General features: G+C 42.2%; 4 protein-coding genes. 1 reads left to right on the forward strand and 3 read right to left on the reverse strand.

All coding sequences use genetic code 11. The features are described from left to right. Positions 1–9: 9 nt before the first annotated feature. Positions 10–1350 carry a magnesium transporter gene (gene mgtE / locus FTU13_RS01610; protein ID WP_078192148.1) on the reverse strand — a complete coding sequence of 447 codons (1341 nt, stop codon included), beginning with the start codon at positions 1348–1350 and terminating at the stop codon, positions 10–12. Between the two features lie 229 nt (positions 1351–1579). Beyond that, complete coding sequence (locus FTU13_RS01615; protein WP_180126363.1) at positions 1580–4690, reverse strand: multidrug efflux RND transporter permease subunit; 3111 nt, start codon at positions 4688–4690, stop codon at positions 1580–1582. Positions 4691–4967: 277 nt separating this feature from the next. Here FTU13_RS01615 and FTU13_RS01620 point away from each other — a divergent pair, with 277 nt between their 5' ends. Further along, positions 4968–6155, forward strand: a complete 1188-nt coding sequence (locus FTU13_RS01620) for a glycerophosphodiester phosphodiesterase (protein WP_180126361.1) — start codon at positions 4968–4970, stop codon at positions 6153–6155. Between the two features lie 56 nt (positions 6156–6211). Here FTU13_RS01620 and FTU13_RS17345 read toward each other — a convergent pair. After that, the coding region (locus FTU13_RS17345; protein WP_218951547.1) for a hypothetical protein at positions 6212–6406 on the reverse strand (195 nt) is incomplete at its 5' end.

The following is a 6406-nucleotide window of genomic DNA, read 5'->3' on the forward strand; positions in this document are numbered from 1 at the left end:
TGCTAATCTCTATAAATTGAGCAATTGTGAAGCAATCATCAAATACACCACCACGCCTGTCGCATCACAAATCGAGGTTACCAAGGGTGCAGAAGCACTTGCAGGATCGAACTTTAACTTATTGAGTATGAAAGGCAAACTCATGCCAATTAAACAACCGAGCAATACGATACCCATCATACTCAGTGCCAAGACCAAGGCCACGGTTGCATCACCACGGTAGTAGCCTAAAATAGATACAGCAATGGCCATGGTTCCGCCCAGACACAGGGCAACCAAACTTTCACGTCCCAGCAAGTAAAACCAGTCCCTAAAATGTACATCGCCCGTTGCCAATGCACGCACCATCAGCGTTGCAGATTGAGAGCCGGCATTTCCACCACTGCCGACCAATAAGGGCAAAAAGAAAACCAATACAATATTTGCGGCAATAACGTCTTCAAAATGTGCAATGCCAATCCCAGATAACAAACTGCCAAAAACAAGAAATACCAGCCAATACACCCGTTTTTGATAGAGTTGCAATATCGGGGCAGATTTAAGACTCAATTTAGATGATGCATCGACAGCACCAGATTTTAAAAAATCTTCTGTTGCCTCTTCACTGGCCACATCCATTGCATCATCATATGTCACAATACCCACCATCACACCGGCATGATCTATAATGGGTAATGCCAGTAAGTCATAACGAGCAATGGTTTTGGCTACTTCATTCTGATCGCTGTCAAAATATGCAAAAATAATATCGGTCGCCATTAAATCACTGATATTGCTTTGTTCTTCGGCAAGTATTAATTGTTTGAGCGATAAAACACCCAGCAGCTTTCTTGCTTCATCAAGTACATAGGCCAAATAAATGGTTTCCGAATCGGGTGCCTCATAACGCAACATTTTAATGGCATCTTTTACCGACATATTCGGTTTTAGGGTGGCATATTCGGAGCTCATGATGGCCCCTGCCGTACCTTCTACATAAGAAGAGAGCTGCCGAATATCTTCACGCTCGGCCTGTGCCAATGCAGGCAATAAAGTATTTTGCTGCTCGTGATCTAAACATTTAAATAAATCGACACGCTTGTCTGAAGGCATTTCGCCCATAATTTCAGCCAAGTCTGTTCGCGTTAAACCGCGTGCAAATTTTACTTGTTCTTCGGGTTTGAGATATGAAAATACATAGGCGCGTGCAGGAAGATGCAGTAGCAGCTTTTGACTATTCTCTAAAGGTAATTGTGCCAAAATATCAGCCAAATCTGCGGCTTTAAACGTTTTAACAGAGTCTAATGCCAATGCAATATCTTGCTTGCTTAATGCATCATTTAAAAGATATAAAAAGTTGTTGTAGCTCATGCTCGCCCCCTATTACCCAACCTATGTAATAGGGCCGCAACGGCTCTTATTTTATTTGCCGAATGAACCCACATAATAATGTTGGTAAATATATATTTTTGAAATTTGGTGTATCTGACAACTGTGCCTGTCCATTTAGGGATTTAATCCTCATCAAACCGCTTATACGCGCAGCAATACTACGAAAAACTGTTACATTTCTCAACCTTTACAACGAAACCTAAACAATTTAATCACTTATGTTTCTTTTAACAGACTTGGGCTTAAATAGAGTCCGTATCAATACATACATAAACGGAATAAAGATCAGCACCAAAACCGTACCGAATATTACCCCACCGAGTACGCTCACCCCAATCTCTTGGCGACTGGCTGCACCTGCACCAAAAGCAAGAACTAAAGGAACCACTCCCGCACCAAAAGCCAAAGAGGTCATCAAAATAGGACGTAAACGAAGTGCTGCGCCTTCCATTGCAGCTTCGATTACATGTTTGCCTTTTTCTTGTGCCATCGCTGCAAACTCTACAATCAAGATCGCGTTTTTACAGGACAAACCAATTGTTGTCAGTAGAGCAATTTGGAAATAGATGTCATTTGGAAAACCGGCCATGTAGCTAAACAAAATATTACCACCTATCCCAAGTGGAATCGCACTCATGACTGCAGTTGGAATACTCCAACTTTCATATAGGGCAGCAAGACAAAGGAAAATAAATCCTATCGAGACCAAATATAGCCAAATCGCTTGATGACTTGATTTTTGCTCTTCAAAGGATAACCCACTCCATGCCACGTCCACACCCGGCACTTGGTCAACTAAAGCTTTAACATCCTGCATGGCTTGTCCACTTGAGACATTTTTGGCTGTATCCGCTTCCATTTGTAATGCGGTATAGCCCATGAAACGATTAACAACTTCTGGACCACCACTCCAACCAATGGTTGAAAAATTACTAAATGGAATCATTTCATTTTGGTCATTACGTACATGCCAATAAGCTAAATCTTCTGGTTTAGAACGGAATTCGGCATCTGCCTGCATCATGACGCGTTTAATGCGCCCACGGTCGATAAAATCGTTGATATAGCTACCGCTCCATGCGTTACTCATAGTGCTATTAATCGCATTTTGAGTTAACCCCAAGGCCATTGCTTGTTTTTGATCAATATCCACTTTTAGTTCGGCTTTATCGGGGTTTGAGCGTTTGTCTAAATTTTCGAAACTGCTGAATTGTGAAGATTTTTCTTGCAAGCTTTTAAATTGCGCATCGAGATAAGCACGGCCTTCACCATTCATATCTCGCAGCCAAAATTCCAGACCATCGGTTTGCCCAAGGCCACTAACAGAGGAAGGCATGCTGACATTGATTTGTGCATTGTTAAATTTTTTAAAATGTTTCATAGCACGTTCACGAATCGCTTGCGCTGAATTGTGTTGTCCTGAACGTTCATCCCAATGCTTCAGTGCAATAAAGCCTTGCCCTAAGTTTTGACCCGTACCAGAAAAATTTCGTCCATAACGAATCATCACCAAATCAACATTTTGCTTTTCTTCAGTTAAAAAGTACTGCCGAATTTGTTCACCGACCTCACGACTTTTCGACATCGGTGCACCTTCTTGTAATTTAAGTTGCACACTCAAAATACCCTGGTCTTCACTAGGAATAAAACTGGTCGGCAAAGCACGATAAAACAAAGCAAATACCGTAATGAGCCCCGCAAACAAAACCACCGTCCATAAGCGATAACGAACCGTGGCTTGTGCAAGTGCTAGATATTTGGTTTTTAAAGTCTCTAATTTGGTGTTAAACCAAATCGCCCAGCGCTGTGGTTTCGGATTGGGTTTTAAAATTAAGGCACATAATGCAGGGGTTAAAATCAGCGCAACCATCAGTGACAAGCCCATGGCAGCCACAAGTGTGATGGAAAATTGTCTATAGATCACGCCCGTTGAGCCACCAAAGAACGCCATGGGAATAAATACAGCGGTCAATACCAAAGTAATCCCGATTAATGCCCCACTAATTTCATGCATCGACTCTATAGCCGCTTGTTTTGCTGTTAACTGTTGTTCATGCATTAAACGTTCGACGTTTTCCACCACAACAATCGCATCATCGACCAACAGACCGATGGCCAATACCAATGCAAACAATGTGAGTGTGTTAATGGTCATGCCCAAAGCATATAAAATCGCTAAAGTCCCTAGAATCACCACAGGCACGGTAATCGCAGGTATCAGCGTTGCTCGCCAATTTTGTAAGAAGATAAACATCACCAAAACCACCAATAAAACGGCTTCGAATAACGTTTTCACCACTTCTTTAATCGATTCTTGTACAAATGGCGTGTTATCCCGTGGATAAACAATTTTATAACCGACTGGTAATTGCTTCGCTAACTGTTCAATTTCTTGCTTAATTAAGGCTGAGGTTTCAAGTGCATTCGCCCCAGAAGCCAATGAGATCCCCATCCCTGAAGATGGATACCCATTAATGGTATTCACCCCTGAATAATTTTCCGCACCCAATTCAACACGTGCAACGTCTTTTAAATAGACAAAACTGCCGTCTCGTGCAGATTTGACAATAATATTTTCAAATTCTTCAACTGACTTTAAACGTGAACCTGAAGTGACTTTTGCATTGAGATATTGATCCGATACACTCGGCAATTCACCAACTGCGCCGGCTGCAACCTGCGTATTTTGTGATTCAACAGCCGCACGGATATCACTGGGCATAAGGCTATATTGCTTTAACTTCAGTGGGTTGAGCCAAATGCGCATGGCAAATTGCGAACCAAAAACATCGACTTCACCAATACCCTCAATTCGAGCAATGTCCTGTTCTAGATGAGTCATCATATAGTCACCAAGTTCGATATTCGAACTCTTGCCAGTCTCATCATAGAGGCCGATAACCATATGGGTATCACCCAAAGATTTATAGACATTTACCCCTTGGCGCTGCACATCTTCAGGCAGCCGATTGATTACTCCATTTATGGCATTTTGTACTTGTACTTGAGCGGTATCTGGGTCAGTGCCATTTTCAAAACTGATGCTGATCCGGCTTCGACCTGAAGAGTCGCTGCTTGAACTAAAATATAAAAGATGATCAATTCCTTTAATTTGTTGCTCAAGAACTTGTGTGACACTTTCCTCGACTGTTTCTGCTGACGCACCGCTATAACTTGCACTGACCGTAATTCGTGGTGGTGCAATATCTGGATAGCGCTCTACCGGTAAATTGAGCACAGCAAATAACCCGAGCGCCATGACGATGATCGCCAAGACACCTGCAAAAATCGGTCGATAAATAAAAAACTTAGACAGCATCAGTCCATGTCACTTTTCAATTGAAGAAATAAAAAATATAGATTGAATTTTTTCAAAAAATCTTATTGATAATCAATCACAATGAGCTTGATTACAAGCCTAGACTACATAAAAACCTTGCTTGAAGCGAAATATGTAGAAAATATGGAGAGCCTCCATTTCAGCTATTTTAGTAAATTTATGTGACAAAACCGCCTCTGTCATGAAGTCTTAGCCACTGCCCTGCAATGTATGCCTGCAACATCATTCATTTATATAAAAAGATGCGGAGGCAGCCATGCAAAAACAATTAACAAAGCAGTTGAATATAGCGACAACAAGTAAAGTAAAATCCTCATGGGGCGTGTCTTCACTGCTCCTTTTTAGCGTTTTTGGTTTATCTGCATGTAATTCGGATGACGATAAAACCCATGCCACCAAGCCCCCTGTTTTGCCTGATACAGGTTTTGTCATTGTTGGGCATCGTGGTGCCAGTGCTTTGCGACCTGAGCATACCCTTGCCGCATATCAAAAAGCGATTGACGATGGTGCGGATTTTATCGAACCCGATTTAGTGCCAACCAAGGATGGCTATCTGGTTGCGCGCCATGAAAGTGAAATTTCAGGGACAACCAATATCAGTACGCTGCCACAATTTGCGGATCGAAAAACCACCAAAAAAATCGATGGTATCGACTATACAGGATGGTTTACGGAAGACTTTAATTTGAATGAACTGACTCAAAATGTAAAAGCACGTGAGCGTATTGCTCAATATCGCCCTAATAACACTCAATATAATGATCAATACAGCATCCCAACGCTCGAACAAATCATTGAACTTGCCGACGCTCACTATAAAAAAACTGGGAAAATTGTTGGTTTATATATTGAAACCAAGCACCCAACATTTTTCCAACAGCAAAATCTAGCCATGGAAGATCGTTTACTCTCCACGCTTGCTAAATACAGTTATACACGTGATATCGCGCCTGTATATTTACAGTCCTTTGAAACCACCAATCTAAAATACTTACGTGATCAACTCACGCAAAAGAAAACCCTCAAACATGGCAAAATTATTCAATTATTAGATAGCCCAACTGCAATACCGGGTGACTTACAGCAACAAAGCTCACCTCAAAATTATGCAAGCTTAGCAACAACAGAAGGCCTAAAATCAGTGGCAAAATATGCAGATGGTGTGGGTCCTAGTAAAACGTATATCTTTTCAAACACTGAGTTTAAACAAACCAGTTTTGTCAAAGATGCCCATGCTGCTGGTTTGAAAGTCCATCCTTATACGCTCAGACCTGAAAATGGTTTTTTACCTGACTATTTAAAATGTAGCTCAGTGGCAACCGAACGTTGTGATACCGGTGCGGCTAAAGAATTTGAAAACTTCTATAAAGCTGGTGTAGATGGTGTATTTGCAGATGATCCGGGACTGGCACGCAAAACCTTAACACAACTGCAAAAGCCCTAGTTTTCCTAAATTTAAAAAAGACGCCGAGGCGTCTTTTTTATTGTTCAATGGAAACCTTAAAGCGGGTTTGCCAAATATTCTGCGGCTGACTGCGTTGCCACTGGCTGAGGTGCTGGAGCTGTCGGAGCTGTCGGAGCTGTCGGAGCTGTCGGAGCTGTCGGAGCTGTCGGAGCTGTCGGAGCTGTCGGAGCTGTCGGAGCTGTCGGAGCTGTCGGAGCTGTCGGAGCTGTCGGAGCTGTCGGAGCTGTCGG

Source organism: Acinetobacter sp. YH12064 (assembly GCF_013419735.1).
Classification (GTDB): Bacteria; Pseudomonadota; Gammaproteobacteria; order Pseudomonadales; family Moraxellaceae; genus Acinetobacter; species Acinetobacter amyesii.